Source organism: Bradyrhizobium sp. NP1 (genome assembly GCF_030378205.1).
Lineage (GTDB): Bacteria > Pseudomonadota > Alphaproteobacteria > Rhizobiales > Xanthobacteraceae > Bradyrhizobium.
This window is the reverse complement of record NZ_CP127385.1, coordinates 4,931,493-4,945,063: the sequence shown is the minus strand read 5'-3', so window position 1 is coordinate 4,945,063 and position 13,571 is coordinate 4,931,493. Positions and strand designations below refer to the sequence as shown.

The following is a 13,571-nucleotide window of genomic DNA, read 5'->3' as shown; positions in this document are numbered from 1 at the left end:
GCGGGCATCGATGGTCGCCGAACCGGTTGTAATTCTAGGCGCTGGTCATGCCGGCGTGGGCGCCGCCGCAGCCCTCAGAGATGAGGGCTTCGACGGACCGGTTCGGCTCGTAAATGGCGAGCAGAACCTTCCGTACCAACGCCCGCCATTGTCCAAGGCGTTCATGAAGGGCGAGGTGGATGCGGGTGGGCTTGTACTTCGTGGAGAGGGATTCTACGCGCAGCGAGGCATCGAACTTCTTCACGGAAAAGCAGTTCGCATTGATAGGCACCAAAAAGCCCTTCGCTTCCAAACCGGGGCTACGCTTTCTTATGGGCATCTCATTTTGGCGACTGGATCTCGCCAACGGCGGCTACCGTTCGCAACAGATGGCGCCAAGATTAACTATCTCGGAAGTTTGCCGGATGCGGAAACTTTGCGCGATCGTCTGACGAAGGCAAAGAAGGTCGTGATCATCGGAGCTGGTTTTATCGGTTTAGAGTTCGCTGCTGTGGCCTTGCAGATGGAGTGCGAACCTCATGTCGTAGAGCAAAGCGATCGACTTCTGGCCCGGAGTGTGAGCCCGCTCATATCTTCGTTCTTCGAGGCCGAGCACCGAAGGATGGGCGTCAATATCAGACTCTCGAGGACTGTTGTTGGCATTCGATCGTGTGGCTCTGAGTTTGAACTCCGATTGTCTGATGGTTTGGCGATGCAGGCAGACCTCGTGGTTGCAGGCATCGGCACCACAGCGGAAGACAGTTTGGCGATTGAGGCCGGCCTGCCTTGCGATAACGGAATCATTGTCGATTCGGATTTGTTGACAGCGGACGATTCCATTTCGGCCGTCGGCGACTGTACACGACACCCAAACAAATTCGTGCCAGGGGGCCTTGCTCGCTTGGAGTGTGTGCAAAATGCCCTTGACCAAGCTAAGGCGGTCGCGCGCCGCCTGACCGGAAAGAAAGCGGCCTATGATGCGGTGCCATGGTTTTGGAGCGACCAATCCGATCTCAAGCTCCAAATTGCTGGCATCTGGTCGAACTGCGATAGGTTCGCGGTGCGCGGCGACCTTTCTGACCGTGCATTCTCGGTACTTGGATACGATCGCGACGGCCGGCTCAAAGTCGTCGAGTCCGTCAACAAGCCTGCCGAGCATATGGCCGCTCGAAAGCTAATAGCTGCTGAGGCCTCAATTCCAATCGATCAGGCGACCGATAAGTCAATTCCGCTGAAGACTTTCGTCGCCTCTCCGTAAGCAGGGAGGAGTACGAAATGCGGAGTTCGTTTCGACACACTCCGACGGAACAATTCTAGCTAAGTGGCCCAGCGGCTCACTGTGCGAAATACCTGGTCGCCGCGCTGCTTGAGCCGGTCCAGGATATCGTAGAGCATCTCGCGCTCTTGGTTTGAAAGAACGATCAAAAACTCGTGCTCCATCTCACCGATCATCTGTTCAATTTGGACGTAGATGCGCTTTCCTTTGGCGGTGAGTGCAACGATGACCCTTCGACGATCTTCGCTATCCTGTTGCCTGGTCACAAGGCCCTGTTCCACCAAGCTATCGACGATACGCGTAACCTTATCGGTTTCGAGAGTGTTGCGGTGCGTAATCTCTGTCGCGGATAAAGGACCAAAATTTCCGAGAACTGTAAGAACCCTCCATCCATGGGCAGGACGACCATAACGCTGTACGTAGGCGCGACCGATAGCTCTATTGATCTGAGCGGCTAGGAGGGAAAAACGATAGAAGGAGCGTTCCGCTAGTTCCAAGCGGATATTGTCAGCCTCCTCTCGAGGTTTGGTTTTGAGGGCCATCAGATAATCCAGTTATAGGTTCATAGAGTAAAGCGCTGGTGGAAGGGTCTAATCGGCGCTCGACCAGAACTAGACCGAGAAGCCCCCCCTCGCAACTAGGAAAAGGCATATTAGGGCAGAACCCGCGCGAAAATGCGCGCTCCCGGGCACTTCAGGGCCGGGATCTCGCCTAGACATTCTGCCAAGTCGATAGAAGTCTCACTACCGATTCATAGCAGTGAGTCAGGTAGTAGTCCGCTATTTCCCTCCCCGTAGCGAACCACACGTCTGATTGAGACGTGATATGCTGCAGGGCCGCATCGAGGTACTTCGCTCGTTGAGCCTGGCCGATGAGTGCTGGATGGACCGTGAAGCACATTATGCGGCCTCCTTCAGTGTAAAGACGGTCGAATTGCCTCTTCACCAGATCGGCGAAATCGTCAGCCTCGTACGCAGTCGCAAGCACGGGGACATCGTTGCTCTCAACTGAGTAGGGCATCGAGATCAACCTGTTCGAGCGCACTCGGATGGGAAAAGGTTGGTCATCATGAAAGAAATCACTGTAGTACCAGAACCCCTCTTCAGCCAGTAGATCGGGAGTATTCTCAGTGGCAGCTTGAGGGCCGGGTCCCCCCATGCCCTTCATGTCCACTCCCGTTTCGTCGAATACGATCCGTCGCATGTCCCGATAGTACTGACGCTCCTGCTCCTCGCTGTATCCACAGATGAAGCGTGTATTGTACATGCCGTGCCCGAGAATGTCCCATTTGCGTTCCACGAGAGCATTGCGAATCTCGGGAAACTTCGCGAGGGCGGCGACATTTAGGACAGCCGTGCACGGCAAATTGTACTTGTCGAGCACATCGACCATTCTCCAGAATCCGACGCGAGCGCCGAATTCCTGACGTCCATACATCATCACGTCCGGGGTCATGCGAGCCCACGGGTCAATCCACGGATCGCGGGGCGGCATCAACTCGTAATACAACACGTTTGGGCAAACCATCACGGCCATGCGAGCGCCACCGGGCCATTTGAGCGGCGGTCGCTCTGTGATCGGAAGATAGTCAATCCATGTTTGGTCGGCACCCTGTCGCTGGACGTCGGTTTCAGGAAATTGCGGCCTGTAGCTGTATTGCAGCACGAATAATCTCCTTGCTTCCGGATGGCTGCCTCGAAAGCGGACACGCTAGCCTAATTTAGTTGTGAATCACAGTTGTTGTAAGTCGCAAATAAAAGAGATACAGTTCTGTCATAGGCGATTGGCGCGGGCTGGCAAGTTTCTTGCGGTCTTGGTTTTCGCCGCGCGTGCCGAGCACGAAATTAAAAAAGCAATCATCGGCTGAGGTGGGGAGGATTTATGTCAACAGCTGGTAATGTGGCGGGTTACTCTTGCTCGTCAGGTGAGGTTGCGGTTCGCGGGCGAGACCGTGTCGCGTCTTCTGACGCTCGTTGCGGCGCGCGCAGGGTGCTCGGTGCTCGGTGACCCGTAGGGAGTTATCGAAGCGGCAGCAGGGGTGCTCCGGGATCAAATGCGATTAGCTTACTTACTAAGAAGGTTGGCAATGGCTTTGCCGACGCTGCTCGGCGTCATGGTCGTTGTGTTTGTCCTGATCCGAGTCGTTCCCGGGGATCCGATCTCGATGATGATCTCGGGGGAGGCGTCGCCTGAGGACATTGCCAAGTTGCGCGAAGCCTACGGGTTAGACCGATCGATACCTGTCCAGTTTCTCTATTTTCTGAAGAGTGTTTCGACGGGGAACTTGGGGACATCAATCAGTCTGCATCAGGATGTGCTCGAGTTGATAATGGGGCGGCTCCCTGCAACTCTAGAGCTCGCTATTCTGGCGCTCTTCATCGCGACTGTATTGGGTGTTTCCTTTGCGCTAATCGCCGTTTACTGGCGGAGCCGCTGGCCTGAGGTCGCTGTGGATACAGCTAACGCCTTAGCGTTGGCTCTCCCTGAGTTTCTCTGGGCGTTGCTGCTCATTCTGTTGTTGAGCGTATCTATACCGCTGTTTCCAATTTCGGGACGGACAGATCCTTCAAATGCTGCGGTGTTTCACACGCAGTTTTACCTCTTCGAGAGTTTGTTCACCGGTAGGTTCTCCGAACTTTCGGAGGTGCTGCGTCACATGTTTCTTCCGGCAGTATCGCTAGCTCTACCCCTAACGGCTGTCATAGGGCGCGTCCTGAAGAGCTCACTGCTGGATGCAATCAATCAGGACTATGTGCTTCTGGCGCGGGCCAAGGGATTTTCCCCGCTCTACGTCCTGTTGAGACATGCGCTTCCAAATGCGCTCATTCCGGCCATTACGATCACGGGTACCCAGTTCACATTGCTGATTGGTGGCACGGTGCTGATCGAACTAATCTTCGCCTACCCCGGAATTGGGAACATGCTCTTCGGCGCCGCCATCAACCGTGATCTTCCGTTGATGCAGGGTATCACCATCATTTTCGCGGTTGTCTTCATCTTGGTCAACATATGCATCGACATGAGCTACGGGCTGATCAATCCCAGAGTGCGGCTAGATTGATGAATCTCATACGACAAGTTGAGCTTGCCTCTGCCAATCCTAAACTGTTGGTCGGAGGTCTAGGATTTGCGGCCATTGCGGCTATCGCGCTAGCGGCGCCGTTGCTGCCGCTCCAGGATCCGCTCGATCAAAGTCTCTTCGCTCAGAACCTCCCGCCGTTCTGGCTGCCGGGCCACGACTCGTCGTACCTGCTTGGAACGGATAGCTTAGGTCGTGATCTGCTTTCGCGGCTGGTATGGGGCGCGCGGCCCGTGTTGATCGTAATGGTTTTGGGAGCCGCTCTTTCAGGGATCGCTGGCGTGATCGTCGGGCTAGTAGCTGGCTATCTAGGGGGAGGGACGGATGCAGTTCTAAGTCGCGTCATCGAGATTTTCATGGCTTTCCCGCCCATGCTTCTGGCTATTGTGCTCGTCGCGGTCGTTGGCCCAGGGCTTTATGCCGTCGTCTTCGCGATCGCCTTAATCGGGTGGACCAGATTTGCCCGCGTTGTTCGAGCCGAGGTTTTGGTGCTACGCGAACAGGACTTCATAACGGCAGCGCACCTGCTGGGTTATCGCTGGTTCCGGATCTTGTTCCAGGAACTGCTGCCAAATATCGTTCCAATGGTGTTGGCGCTTCTGGCCCTGGAAATGGGGCGCGCCATTGTCGTAGAGGCGATCCTTGCGTTCATTGGGTTCAGTACAAGCGACATGGCCACGTGGGGTGGAATTTTAGCAGACGGAAGAAATTACGTATATCAGGCGTGGTGGATCATGACGCTACCCATCGTCGCAATCACGCTGTCCGTTCTAACGCTCAGTCTGCTCGCCGATGGGCTTCGGTTGGCACTCGATCCGGTTATCCGACGATGAGTGGAGCGCTTCTTCAAGTTTCAGACCTCCGGGTCCAGATTGGAACGGGAGGACACGCCACGCCGATCTTGCGTGGTGTGAATATCGAGATCAAACCCGGTGAAATCAGAGGGTTGGTGGGCGAATCCGGCGGCGGAAAGACAATGGTCGGTAAAGCCATCACCGGGCTACTTCCAAGCAGCGCGGTTGTATCGTCAGGGCATATAGTTTTCCAAGGGCAGAAGTTGCTCGAGCTTTCGGCGAAGAACCGCCGTGCGTTGCTCGGAAAGCAAATCGCAATGATCTTGCAGCAGCCCAGCTCAGCCCTTAATCCGGTTCTCCGCATTGAGAACCAAATTACCGACGTGCTTACACGACGTTTAGGTTACGATAAGAAAGGAGCGCGCGACTACGCCCTCGAACTCCTGAGCATGGTCCACATCCGCGCTCCCGAACGGGTCCTTCGCCAATATCCGCACGAGCTGTCGGGTGGAATGTGTCAGCGCGTGGTGATTGCAATTGCGTTCGCCGGGAAGCCGTCCCTGATTGTGGCAGATGAGCCGACAACGGCGCTGGATGTCACGGTTCAATTTGAGATTCTAAAGCTCATCAAAGAGCTGCAAACCAAGACAGGAACTGCGGTCCTATTCGTCACGCATGACCTGGGCGTGGTCGCCAAGATTTGCGACGAGGTGTCCGTCATATTTGCCGGACGCATTCTTGAGCAAGGTCGAACGGAAGACGTTATTGGACGTCCGTGTCATCCCTACACTCAAGCGCTAATAGCGGCGTCCCCTCGCCTTGATCGGCCGGACGCCGGGCTACATCCGGTGCCTGGCGAACTTACTACTAGTCTTTGGAACGATGCGATGGCGTCTGATCTGGAGCATAGCCGTGCTTGAAGCGATCAATGTTTCGATCGCGCTGCCCGATCGTAGCCGAAGGCCGCTGCTTGGACGCGCGCCACTACTGCAAATTATCCAGGACGTCGATCTGACAATTGATCGAGGAAAGGTGGTTGGCGTTGTCGGCGAGTCTGGCTCTGGCAAAAGCACCTTGGGTCGTTCGCTGCTCGGCCTCCACCGCCCGGTCGCGGGAAAAGTGATGCTCGAGCGCAAGGATTTCTCGTCGCTCTCAAAGGAGCAACTTCGAGAAGCTCGCTTAAAGGTCCAGATGATTTTCCAGGACTCCCAGTCTTCGCTGAACCCGCGACGAAAGATAATCGACATTCTTTCAGATCCGTTTGTAGCCAATCGTCGAGCGAGCCGAAGTGAAGCACGGAAGCGGGCTCTCGCTTTGCTAGAACGCGTAGGGATGCGATCGACCCACGGCGATCGCTACCCGCATCAGCTCTCCGGCGGTCAGCGCCAACGAGTGGGGATTGCACGAGCGATCGCGCTCGAACCGAGTTACATCGTGGCTGACGAAATCGTGTCCGGACTGGACGTATCGGTACAGGCGCAGGTTCTAGCGCTGCTTCGGGAGTTGCGGGCCGAGAGTTCTCTCGGGATGGTCTTCATAAGTCACGATCTCTCGGTCGTTCGGACGCTCTGCGACCATGTCATTGTGATGCAGCACGGGCGGGTCGTGGAGGCAGGAGAGTGCACGAGCGTATTTAATGACCCGCGCAACGACTATACGAAGAAGTTGTTGCGCGCCGTCCCATTGCCCGTGGTGGAGAAGGACTGGTTGGGTGAATCATGCGGACGCGCTTACGAGACCAGTATTTCGCAGACTTCTGCGGTCGCTGCCGTCTTGCGGTGAGACAACAGCGAGAGGCGATCGAAAGTAGGGCGGTAGCCGTCGCCGTAGCTTTTGAAGATGCGCATGTCGCTGATAAATCCTTAGACAGGGAGCGGTTGATGCCCTCGAGGAGGGACTAGCCCTCGAATTCGAGTTCATAATCGACATCCTTACAGAGTCAGGGGCTACTCCGGAGACAAGCGACATGAACGATCTGCTGCTGCACGGAACGATCAGTAACCTCTCGGATGCCATCCAGGCACGTAAAATGAGTATCCGGGAGGTTGCGAGTTGGTACGTTCGGCGAATCGCCTCCGTGGATCGCGCCGGAGCGGCTTTCAATGCCGTTCGTGAGCTCGTGCCTGATGTCGAGCGCGAAGCCGCCCATCTCGACGAAGAACTCGCCACAGGAAAGTCTCGCGGACCTCTTCACGGCATCCCCGTGTTGTTGAAGGACAATATTCTGACGTCGGATGGTTTGGGAGCCGCCGGAGGAGCTGCAGCGTTGGCGAATTTCAAACCAGGCCGTGAGGCCACGATCGTGAGACGGCTCCGGGCGGCAGGTGCCCTTGTGCTGGGGAAAGCCAATCTGACAGAATTCGCGGATTACGTGTCTGACGTCATGCCATCCGGCTTTAGCGGCGCGGGCGGTCGCGTGAAGAATCCTCAAAGCGGGGACGAATACGGTCGAGGCCTCGGCTCAAGCGTCGGTTCTGCGGCATCTGTGGCGGCTTCGCTAGCACCCTTCGCTATAGGGAGTGAGACGCAGAATTCGATCCAGTCGCCAGCGCTGGCCTCGTCGGTGGTCGGATACAAGCCGAGCACAGGGGTCGTCAGCCGGGCCGGGATTATACCCTTGGTACCGAGCCAGGATTCCCCGGGCCCACTCGTGCGCACCGTCGAAGACATTGTTCTCGTTATGACGGCCTTGGCGGGACCGGACGCTGCTGACACTCTGGGATTGGAATGTTTGCACGACATTCCGAGCGCGTTGCAACCGAGGGCTCCACGTCAAATACGCATCGGCGTTCCCCGTCGAGCAATGGCCGATCGCTCCGATTTCGCGGGTCTAATGCCGACCTTTCAGGCCGTGCTCGACGAGCTCCGCAAATCGGGTGTCTCGATCGTCGATCCCTGTGACTTGCCAGCTGCAGAGCAGTTGCAAGACGTGCGGTCATCAGTATTCCCGACCGAGTTCAAGGCGGCTATTAATTCCTTCTTAGCCGAGAACGGGTCCCCATCTGGAATCGACTCCCTGCAGAGCCTGATCAATTGGAACGAAGCGCGTCCGGAAGCCATTCCGTATGGACAATCATTGCTGCTGGCCGCACAAGCCACGAGGGGGCTTGATGATAGCCAATATCGGCTTGATCGGCGTCGTGACATCTACCTCGCAAGAGATGCCGGCATCGATGCCGCGACCAAGCTGGGCGATGTGGACGTCCTTATGGCTCCCATGGCTGCTGCGGCCAAATGCACTGGCAAGGCTGGAGCTCCGGTCTTGGCGATCCCGGTCGGAAAAGGTCCGGATGGCGCTCCCTTCGGTATAACTTTGTATGCGCCGCGCGGAAAGGACGCCCAGCTCCTTCAAGTCGGCTTAACGGTGTTCTCCATCGTCGGAGAACGGATACGCGCAGCAATCTAACCGGATTGAAGGCGAAAGCGATCAAACTTGCTTCCCCCTTGCGGACGCCTGGAGAGCTTACGCCAGCGTCAAGAAGCTTGGCGACGGCTCGCGCTGCTTAACCAGCGGCTGTGATGCGCCATGGGTCGCGAGGCTCGCACATTAGATTGCGTGGCTGTTGAGGGTGCGGTGGTGATCGGCCAATTGCTGTGTCGTCGTTTTCCAGACGTCATTGCGGCTAGCAATTTCCGCCAGCAACTCTTCAAGATAACCGATCCGGTGCGGATGTCCAATCAGCCACGGATGCAAGTTCAAAATAAGAAGACGACCACTTTGTCTGCCGTCCCCTGTTAGCTGGTCGAGCGCATCGAGAACTGCCTGCTTCCACCGCTTCATGCTAATACGGCGATGGTAATGGGCGACGACATCATCGAGCTCGAGCGCCATCGGCAAAGAAAGAATCGTACCAGACGGCGTCCGCATGACATAGGGCTGCTCGTCGTTGGGCCAATCGAGCAGATAGTCAATCCCGAGTTCCGCGAGAAGGGCAGGCGTGCGCTCAGATTCTCCATACTCCGGGCCGTGCCAGCCTGTTGGGCGCGCGCCGGATTGCTTCTGGACCTCCGTGAGCGAAACATTGAGGTATTCGCGCTCCTCGTCGATTGACATCTTGTTCGATATGACGCGGGTAAGGCTGTATCCATGGCCAACGATAGGCCAACGCCGTTCACGAAATTGACGTACCAGGTACGGATAGCTCTGGGCCACCGCGGCGTCGACAGCAGCTGTCGCCGACAAACCGGATTTGTCAAACGCTTCGATCACTCTGAAAACGCCAACGCGGTTGCCGTATTCCCTTTGGGAAAACGCGCGAACGTCCGGATACGGCGCGCGGCCGAACCCGCCCGGGACGTTTGCAGGGATGAAAGCGTTCGAGGGTGGCCGGAGTTCGTAATACTCGACACTGACCACTGCTGCGAACGCAACTCGGTACCCATTCGGCCAGATCAGGGGACGGCGAGAAATTACAGTGGTGTTTTCGTAAAAAACGGAATCGTGCGTGTCCATCCGGTTTCCCCACGCTAATATTTTAGTTGCAAATAACAAACAATCGCGCTTTTGTCAAAACGGCAACGCCATTTGGCTCCCAGCGTGACGTGGAAGTCCGCTGAAAGTCGCGCGGGGCCTCGGTGCCAACAGCGGGCAGACCTCAGTCTGAGGGCGCGTTTTGAGACAAAGACCTGACGGCGTAACGGAAGCTCTCTTAAAGTGTCGTCGAGGCTATTCGAGAAGCGCGCCAAAGTCTGTCGAGAATATCGTGTTCAAAGGAGCCCGAAAATCGGTGAGGAATAGGGTAGAAAAATACTCATTGGCGTATCTAACGACTGCCCCTATGCAAGCTCCAGAGATGATACAACTGGCGCGAGATGTTGGGTTTGAAACAATCGGCGCGCGTCTGACGTCGACAGCGCCGAATGAACCCAGCGCTCTGCTTGAAGATGCCTCTCTACAAAGAGCAACCATCTCTTGCATCAAAGCGACGGGCGTTGGCATTTTGGATGTAGAGGTCCTCAGGATTGATCCAGACTTCGAGGTGAAAGAGCACAAGCGACTTTTTGAGGTCGCTGCCATGCTCGGTGCTGCCGTGGTTCTCGCAATTGGCGACGATCCAGACGAATTGCGGCTGAGGGATCGCTTCGGTGAGTTATGCGAACTTGCGGCTCCTTACCATCTCGACGTCCAGCTCGAGTTCATGCCATGGACCGCCGTGCCAGACGCACGTACTGCGCTCAGAATTGTTAGTAGCATCGGGAAATCGAACGCAAAAATACTAGTCGACACCTTGCATGTCGCGAGGTCACAGACCACGCTTGATGATTTGAGTGCAATCCCGGCGGACATGATTAAATCGGTGCAGATTTGCGACGGTAATAATTGTGGAGTCATGTCTCCCGAAGCGATGATGCAATCGGCACGGTATGGACGATTGTTGCCGGGCGAGGGCGACGTCGATATCCCAGGAATACTATCGCGATTGCCCAACGGTCTTCGTATTGGGGTAGAGGTGCCGAACAGTATTCGGCTTGCTGAACTGGGTCCTAAGTCGTGGGCCGAGAGAGCGCTTGTTGCGTCAAAGCTTGTTGTCGAGCGAGTTGGACAGTCAATCGAGCTGCATGACGACTTGAACAGGGAAGGGGAGAAGTAACACTCGTTCCCGGTGGGCACCTCTTCAGGAGCCGCGCTCGTAGGCGAAGGTTCGTACATGTTCGGTACGCCGACGGCAGCGCACTACACGGTGTTGCGTGACGATGGGATACCCCGACCAGGTCGGACGACTTCGGCATCCGGGTGCGTGTGAGGTTTCGCCTGGAAGGACCGCCGCTTAGCCTGCATGTTCGCAGTGTCCCAAGTGAACTAATCATGCTCCGGAATGTTAATTTCTATAGCGCCATCTACCACTCGCGTTGGATAGGTTTTGATAGTTCGGTGACTCCTCGCTGCGGGGCAACTGCGCAGGCTGTTACGTGGTCGCCTCAGACCGCTTCCCCAAACTTTACCGCGACGGCTGCCATCGTGATCGGCAGACCGAATCGCAACCATGCATCATCGACTCGCTGCAATCATTGCGCGAAACTTTTCGTTGAAGCTGCTGCGCGCGCCGATTCGCATCCCTGCATTTCGGGAGGCCCTTCAATGGCCGGCATCGTTTCACAAGGATCCCGCACTGGCGCGGTTGCGCGAGATAGCAACTGAAGTCGTTTCCAAGTTTGACCAGTCTCCGGCTGCACAAATGAAGGTTGGATAAAGGAGCAGTTACAGTACTCGAACCTCGCGCTTCCTTTGGTCGGTCGCCAACGCGCTCTCGCAATTGGGTTTTTTTCGCTACGGGCCGTTGACCCGTATGAAGAATTGCGTTTTGGCTTGGTTGGAAAAATCTGCTTGAGAGATCAATGCGAATTGGATGCCTCTTGATCGGCGGCTCGCTCGGAATCGCGGATTCTTACGCCGACAGACGAGCGTGCGTGAAGTCGCATTATCGTCCGCAAACTTCAACTTGCTGACCAAGTTCCCCGTCTGCCTCACAAATTGCGTGTCCCCCATGACTTTCAGACTGCTTACTCGTTCGAATAAAAGCGAAGCGGCGTTTCGCTTCGGGCGCGCATATCACATTGTGGAATAAGAGAAACTGGCGCGCCACGGCAGATGAAGACGGGCGCTACTCTTTCGCCGTGGCACTATGAGGCTATGGGCGGCTAATCGCTCCACTCGGCAAGGCTGCGGCAGCCCACGATGTTGCACTATGTTTGCTGGGCCATCCGACCGCCAATATCGCGGCGGGGGTCGGCTACCCATCGGTCGCGGCCCGCGGCGATGGAAAATCTCGTCCTCACATTGGGCTGCATCTTACCCAGCATCGCCAGTGGTGGGCAGAACTGTGATACGTGGTCCCCCGGATATCTATTCAGTGTTTCGAACCGACATACTGATTGACCAGCCACGTCATCGTGCCCGGCTGGTCTTCCGGTAGCATGTTGTGGGGCCACCGTGCCCAGCTCTGGAAGATGGCGTGATCGGGGAGTGTTGCCGGATTCGATTCAACCATCTGAAAGCGTTCGACGGCTTCCTGCGTCCACAACGCGTCGCTCTCCTGCTTTCCGGCGCCGCCGCCGTCGTAGATGACGCCGAATTTCAGTCCGTGCTCGTGTGCAACGCGCTTGATGGCGCCGAGCTGCTGTTGCCACGGGCTGGTCCATACAATGTCGGCGTGGAAGAAGCTCAGCTTCTGCCCAACAACCTGCTGATAGACCTGAGTCCATTGGGCGATTTCGTCAACCCAGTCAGGCGGTACATTCTTCGCCGCGCCAATAGGCTCAACGTCGCCGATTTCAACCGCGGGGAATAGCTCGCGCAACGCGGCGACATTTGGGGCGATGGCGCCCGCCAGCTCGTTCAGCGTGAAGTGGCACGCATTCGCGCCGTTGAAATGATACCCGTACCAGAGAGGTTCATCCATGGCGACGTAACGCAGCTCTCCGCCGCTTTTTCTGATCCGCTCGGCGATCACCCTGGTGGTGTTCGGCGTGGTGATGCCTTCCACGTTGGTGCCACACGCCTGATGGCCAGAGGCCGCGCGTGAGGATGCGTTGCTCGATCATGATTTGCCACGCATCGTAGCCCGTCGAATTGAGGAGGGGGACTATCTGATGATTTCCGTCCTTTCGTCGTGGGTCTTTGCGATCGCGGATCGTGACCATTCGCTTCGTCATGTCGACATCAGACCATTCTATTCGGCAGATCTCAGCCTGGCGCATTGCGGTCGCTACCGCGAAGCGAATAATTCTTCCGAGTGGGATGAATTGATGGGGATTGGATTCAGCATACTCGATCAACCGATTCAGTTCGTCTTGGGTGGGGCGACGGTCGCGCTCGTTTGATTTTCCAACGAGGTCGAGATGCTTAAGCGGCGCTCGAGCTAACTGAACGCTCTCGACAGACACCGTGATGCCGTGCACGGCTGCCGCGTGCAGCAGCACTGCTCGAATGAAAGAAAAATCGATGGCAAGGGTAGCCGGGCCGGCGCCTTGCGCGGCTCTCTTTCTTCCGAACTCGATCAATTTCTCACGGGTTATGTCTTTGAGACTTACGCGCCCGAGGGAGGTCTTGAGCGCTTTGAGCACCATGGACTTCGATCGTCGCATAGGCTTGCCAACCTGAGCCAGATCATCGAGGTGCAGTGCGATCAAGTCGGCAAAGATGCGCGGCCGCTCGTGAGGTCGCGAGCGCCGGATTGGAGCGCCGCGATCGATTGAACGCTCCGCGTCAATTGCCCACTCCTCGGCGTCACGCCGCCGAATGAAGGTGTTCGCGACGTACTCGTTCTTCCTCCTGACCTGAACGCGCCAGCGCCCCGATTTCAGCTTCGTAAAGGTCGGCATTGCGTGTGCACTCCACCCCGATTTCGTGTGCGCTACGTGTGCACCGGGAGATCAAATGCGGTACAAACGTGTGCAATTTTGGCTAGTTTGGAGTGCACACGTGTGCACTTGTTCCCGCTCT

13 protein-coding genes are annotated in these 13,571 nt (G+C 56.5%); 8 read left to right on the top strand and 5 right to left on the bottom strand.

What is annotated here, in order from left to right:
* The first annotated feature begins 10 nt into the window (after positions 1 to 10).
* A complete protein-coding gene (locus QOU61_RS23960) occupies positions 11 to 1,237 on the top strand; it encodes an NAD(P)/FAD-dependent oxidoreductase (RefSeq protein WP_289653663.1) in 1,227 nt (408 codons plus the stop codon).
* Positions 1,238 to 1,296: 59 nt separating this feature from the next.
* Here the strand turns inward: QOU61_RS23960 and QOU61_RS23955 are convergent, their stop codons facing one another.
* Both QOU61_RS23955 and QOU61_RS23950 read right to left on the bottom strand, forming a co-directional pair.
* Positions 1,297 to 1,797 carry a MarR family winged helix-turn-helix transcriptional regulator gene (locus QOU61_RS23955; protein WP_289653662.1) on the bottom strand — a complete coding sequence of 167 codons (501 nt, stop codon included), beginning with the start codon at positions 1,795 to 1,797 and terminating at the stop codon, positions 1,297 to 1,299.
* 169 nt (positions 1,798 to 1,966) lie between these two features.
* Positions 1,967 to 2,920: a polysaccharide deacetylase family protein gene (locus QOU61_RS23950; RefSeq protein WP_289653661.1), complete on the bottom strand. Its 954-nt coding sequence runs from the start codon at positions 2,918 to 2,920 to the stop codon at positions 1,967 to 1,969.
* Positions 2,921 to 3,308: 388 nt separating this feature from the next.
* On the opposite strand from QOU61_RS23950, the gene QOU61_RS23945 reads away from it, so the two are divergent.
* From QOU61_RS23945 to QOU61_RS23925, 5 genes are all read left to right on the top strand, one after another.
* Positions 3,309 to 4,316, top strand: a complete 1,008-nt coding sequence (locus tag QOU61_RS23945; protein WP_502876817.1) for an ABC transporter permease — start codon at positions 3,309 to 3,311, stop codon at positions 4,314 to 4,316.
* Positions 4,316 to 5,167, top strand: a complete 852-nt coding sequence (locus tag QOU61_RS23940; RefSeq protein ID WP_289653659.1) for an ABC transporter permease — start codon at positions 4,316 to 4,318, stop codon at positions 5,165 to 5,167. The genes QOU61_RS23945 and QOU61_RS23940 overlap by 1 nt, the downstream gene beginning before the upstream one ends.
* On the top strand, positions 5,164 to 6,048 hold the full coding sequence (locus QOU61_RS23935; protein WP_289653658.1) for an ABC transporter ATP-binding protein: 885 nt from the start codon (positions 5,164 to 5,166) through the stop codon (positions 6,046 to 6,048). The genes QOU61_RS23940 and QOU61_RS23935 overlap by 4 nt, the downstream gene beginning before the upstream one ends.
* Positions 6,041 to 6,910 carry an ATP-binding cassette domain-containing protein gene (locus QOU61_RS23930; RefSeq protein ID WP_289653657.1) on the top strand — a complete coding sequence of 290 codons (870 nt, stop codon included), beginning with the start codon at positions 6,041 to 6,043 and terminating at the stop codon, positions 6,908 to 6,910. The genes QOU61_RS23935 and QOU61_RS23930 overlap by 8 nt, the downstream gene beginning before the upstream one ends.
* A 184-nt stretch (positions 6,911 to 7,094) precedes the next feature.
* Positions 7,095 to 8,534 (top strand): amidase family protein, encoded by a 1,440-nt coding sequence (locus QOU61_RS23925; RefSeq protein WP_289653656.1) that lies wholly within the window; start codon positions 7,095 to 7,097, stop codon positions 8,532 to 8,534.
* 141 nt (positions 8,535 to 8,675) lie between these two features.
* Here the strand turns inward: QOU61_RS23925 and QOU61_RS23920 are convergent, their stop codons facing one another.
* Positions 8,676 to 9,581 (bottom strand): polysaccharide deacetylase family protein, encoded by a 906-nt coding sequence (locus tag QOU61_RS23920; RefSeq protein ID WP_289653655.1) that lies wholly within the window; start codon positions 9,579 to 9,581, stop codon positions 8,676 to 8,678.
* Positions 9,582 to 9,831: 250 nt separating this feature from the next.
* Here QOU61_RS23920 and QOU61_RS23915 point away from each other — a divergent pair, with 250 nt between their 5' ends.
* Positions 9,832 to 10,719 (top strand): sugar phosphate isomerase/epimerase family protein, encoded by an 888-nt coding sequence (locus tag QOU61_RS23915; protein WP_289653654.1) that lies wholly within the window; start codon positions 9,832 to 9,834, stop codon positions 10,717 to 10,719.
* A gap of 435 nt (positions 10,720 to 11,154) precedes the next feature.
* Positions 11,155 to 11,319, top strand: coding sequence for a hypothetical protein (locus tag QOU61_RS23910; RefSeq protein WP_289653653.1), 165 nt, complete (start codon positions 11,155 to 11,157; stop codon positions 11,317 to 11,319).
* A gap of 657 nt (positions 11,320 to 11,976) precedes the next feature.
* Here the strand turns inward: QOU61_RS23910 and QOU61_RS23905 are convergent.
* Together QOU61_RS23905 and QOU61_RS23900 are read right to left on the bottom strand one after the other, a co-directional pair.
* A complete protein-coding gene (locus tag QOU61_RS23905; protein ID WP_289653652.1) occupies positions 11,977 to 12,528 on the bottom strand; it encodes a hypothetical protein in 552 nt (183 codons plus the stop codon).
* Positions 12,521 to 13,450 carry a tyrosine-type recombinase/integrase gene (locus QOU61_RS23900; RefSeq protein WP_289653651.1) on the bottom strand — a complete coding sequence of 310 codons (930 nt, stop codon included), beginning with the start codon at positions 13,448 to 13,450 and terminating at the stop codon, positions 12,521 to 12,523. The genes QOU61_RS23905 and QOU61_RS23900 overlap by 8 nt, the downstream gene beginning before the upstream one ends.
* Positions 13,451 to 13,571: the final 121 nt, after the last annotated feature.

What these genes read in the sequence shown, in the direction of transcription:
- QOU61_RS23935 (WP_289653658.1), top strand. Translation starts at nt 5,164, where the DNA reads ATGAGTGGAGCGCTTCTTCAAGTTTCAGACCTCCGGGTCCAGATTGGA.
- QOU61_RS23940 (WP_289653659.1), top strand. Translation starts at nt 4,316, where the DNA reads ATGAATCTCATACGACAAGTTGAGCTTGCCTCTGCCAATCCTAAACTG.
- QOU61_RS23945 (WP_502876817.1), top strand. Translation starts at nt 3,309, where the DNA reads ATGCGATTAGCTTACTTACTAAGAAGGTTGGCAATGGCTTTGCCGACG.
- QOU61_RS23960 (WP_289653663.1), top strand. Translation starts at nt 11, where the DNA reads ATGGTCGCCGAACCGGTTGTAATTCTAGGCGCTGGTCATGCCGGCGTG.
- QOU61_RS23955 (WP_289653662.1), bottom strand. Translation starts at nt 1,797, where the DNA reads ATGGCCCTCAAAACCAAACCTCGAGAGGAGGCTGACAATATCCGCTTG.
- QOU61_RS23900 (WP_289653651.1), bottom strand. Translation starts at nt 13,450, where the DNA reads ATGCCGACCTTTACGAAGCTGAAATCGGGGCGCTGGCGCGTTCAGGTC.
- QOU61_RS23925 (WP_289653656.1), top strand. Translation starts at nt 7,095, where the DNA reads ATGAACGATCTGCTGCTGCACGGAACGATCAGTAACCTCTCGGATGCC.
- QOU61_RS23905 (WP_289653652.1), bottom strand. Translation starts at nt 12,528, where the DNA reads ATGGATGAACCTCTCTGGTACGGGTATCATTTCAACGGCGCGAATGCG.
- QOU61_RS23920 (WP_289653655.1), bottom strand. Translation starts at nt 9,581, where the DNA reads ATGGACACGCACGATTCCGTTTTTTACGAAAACACCACTGTAATTTCT.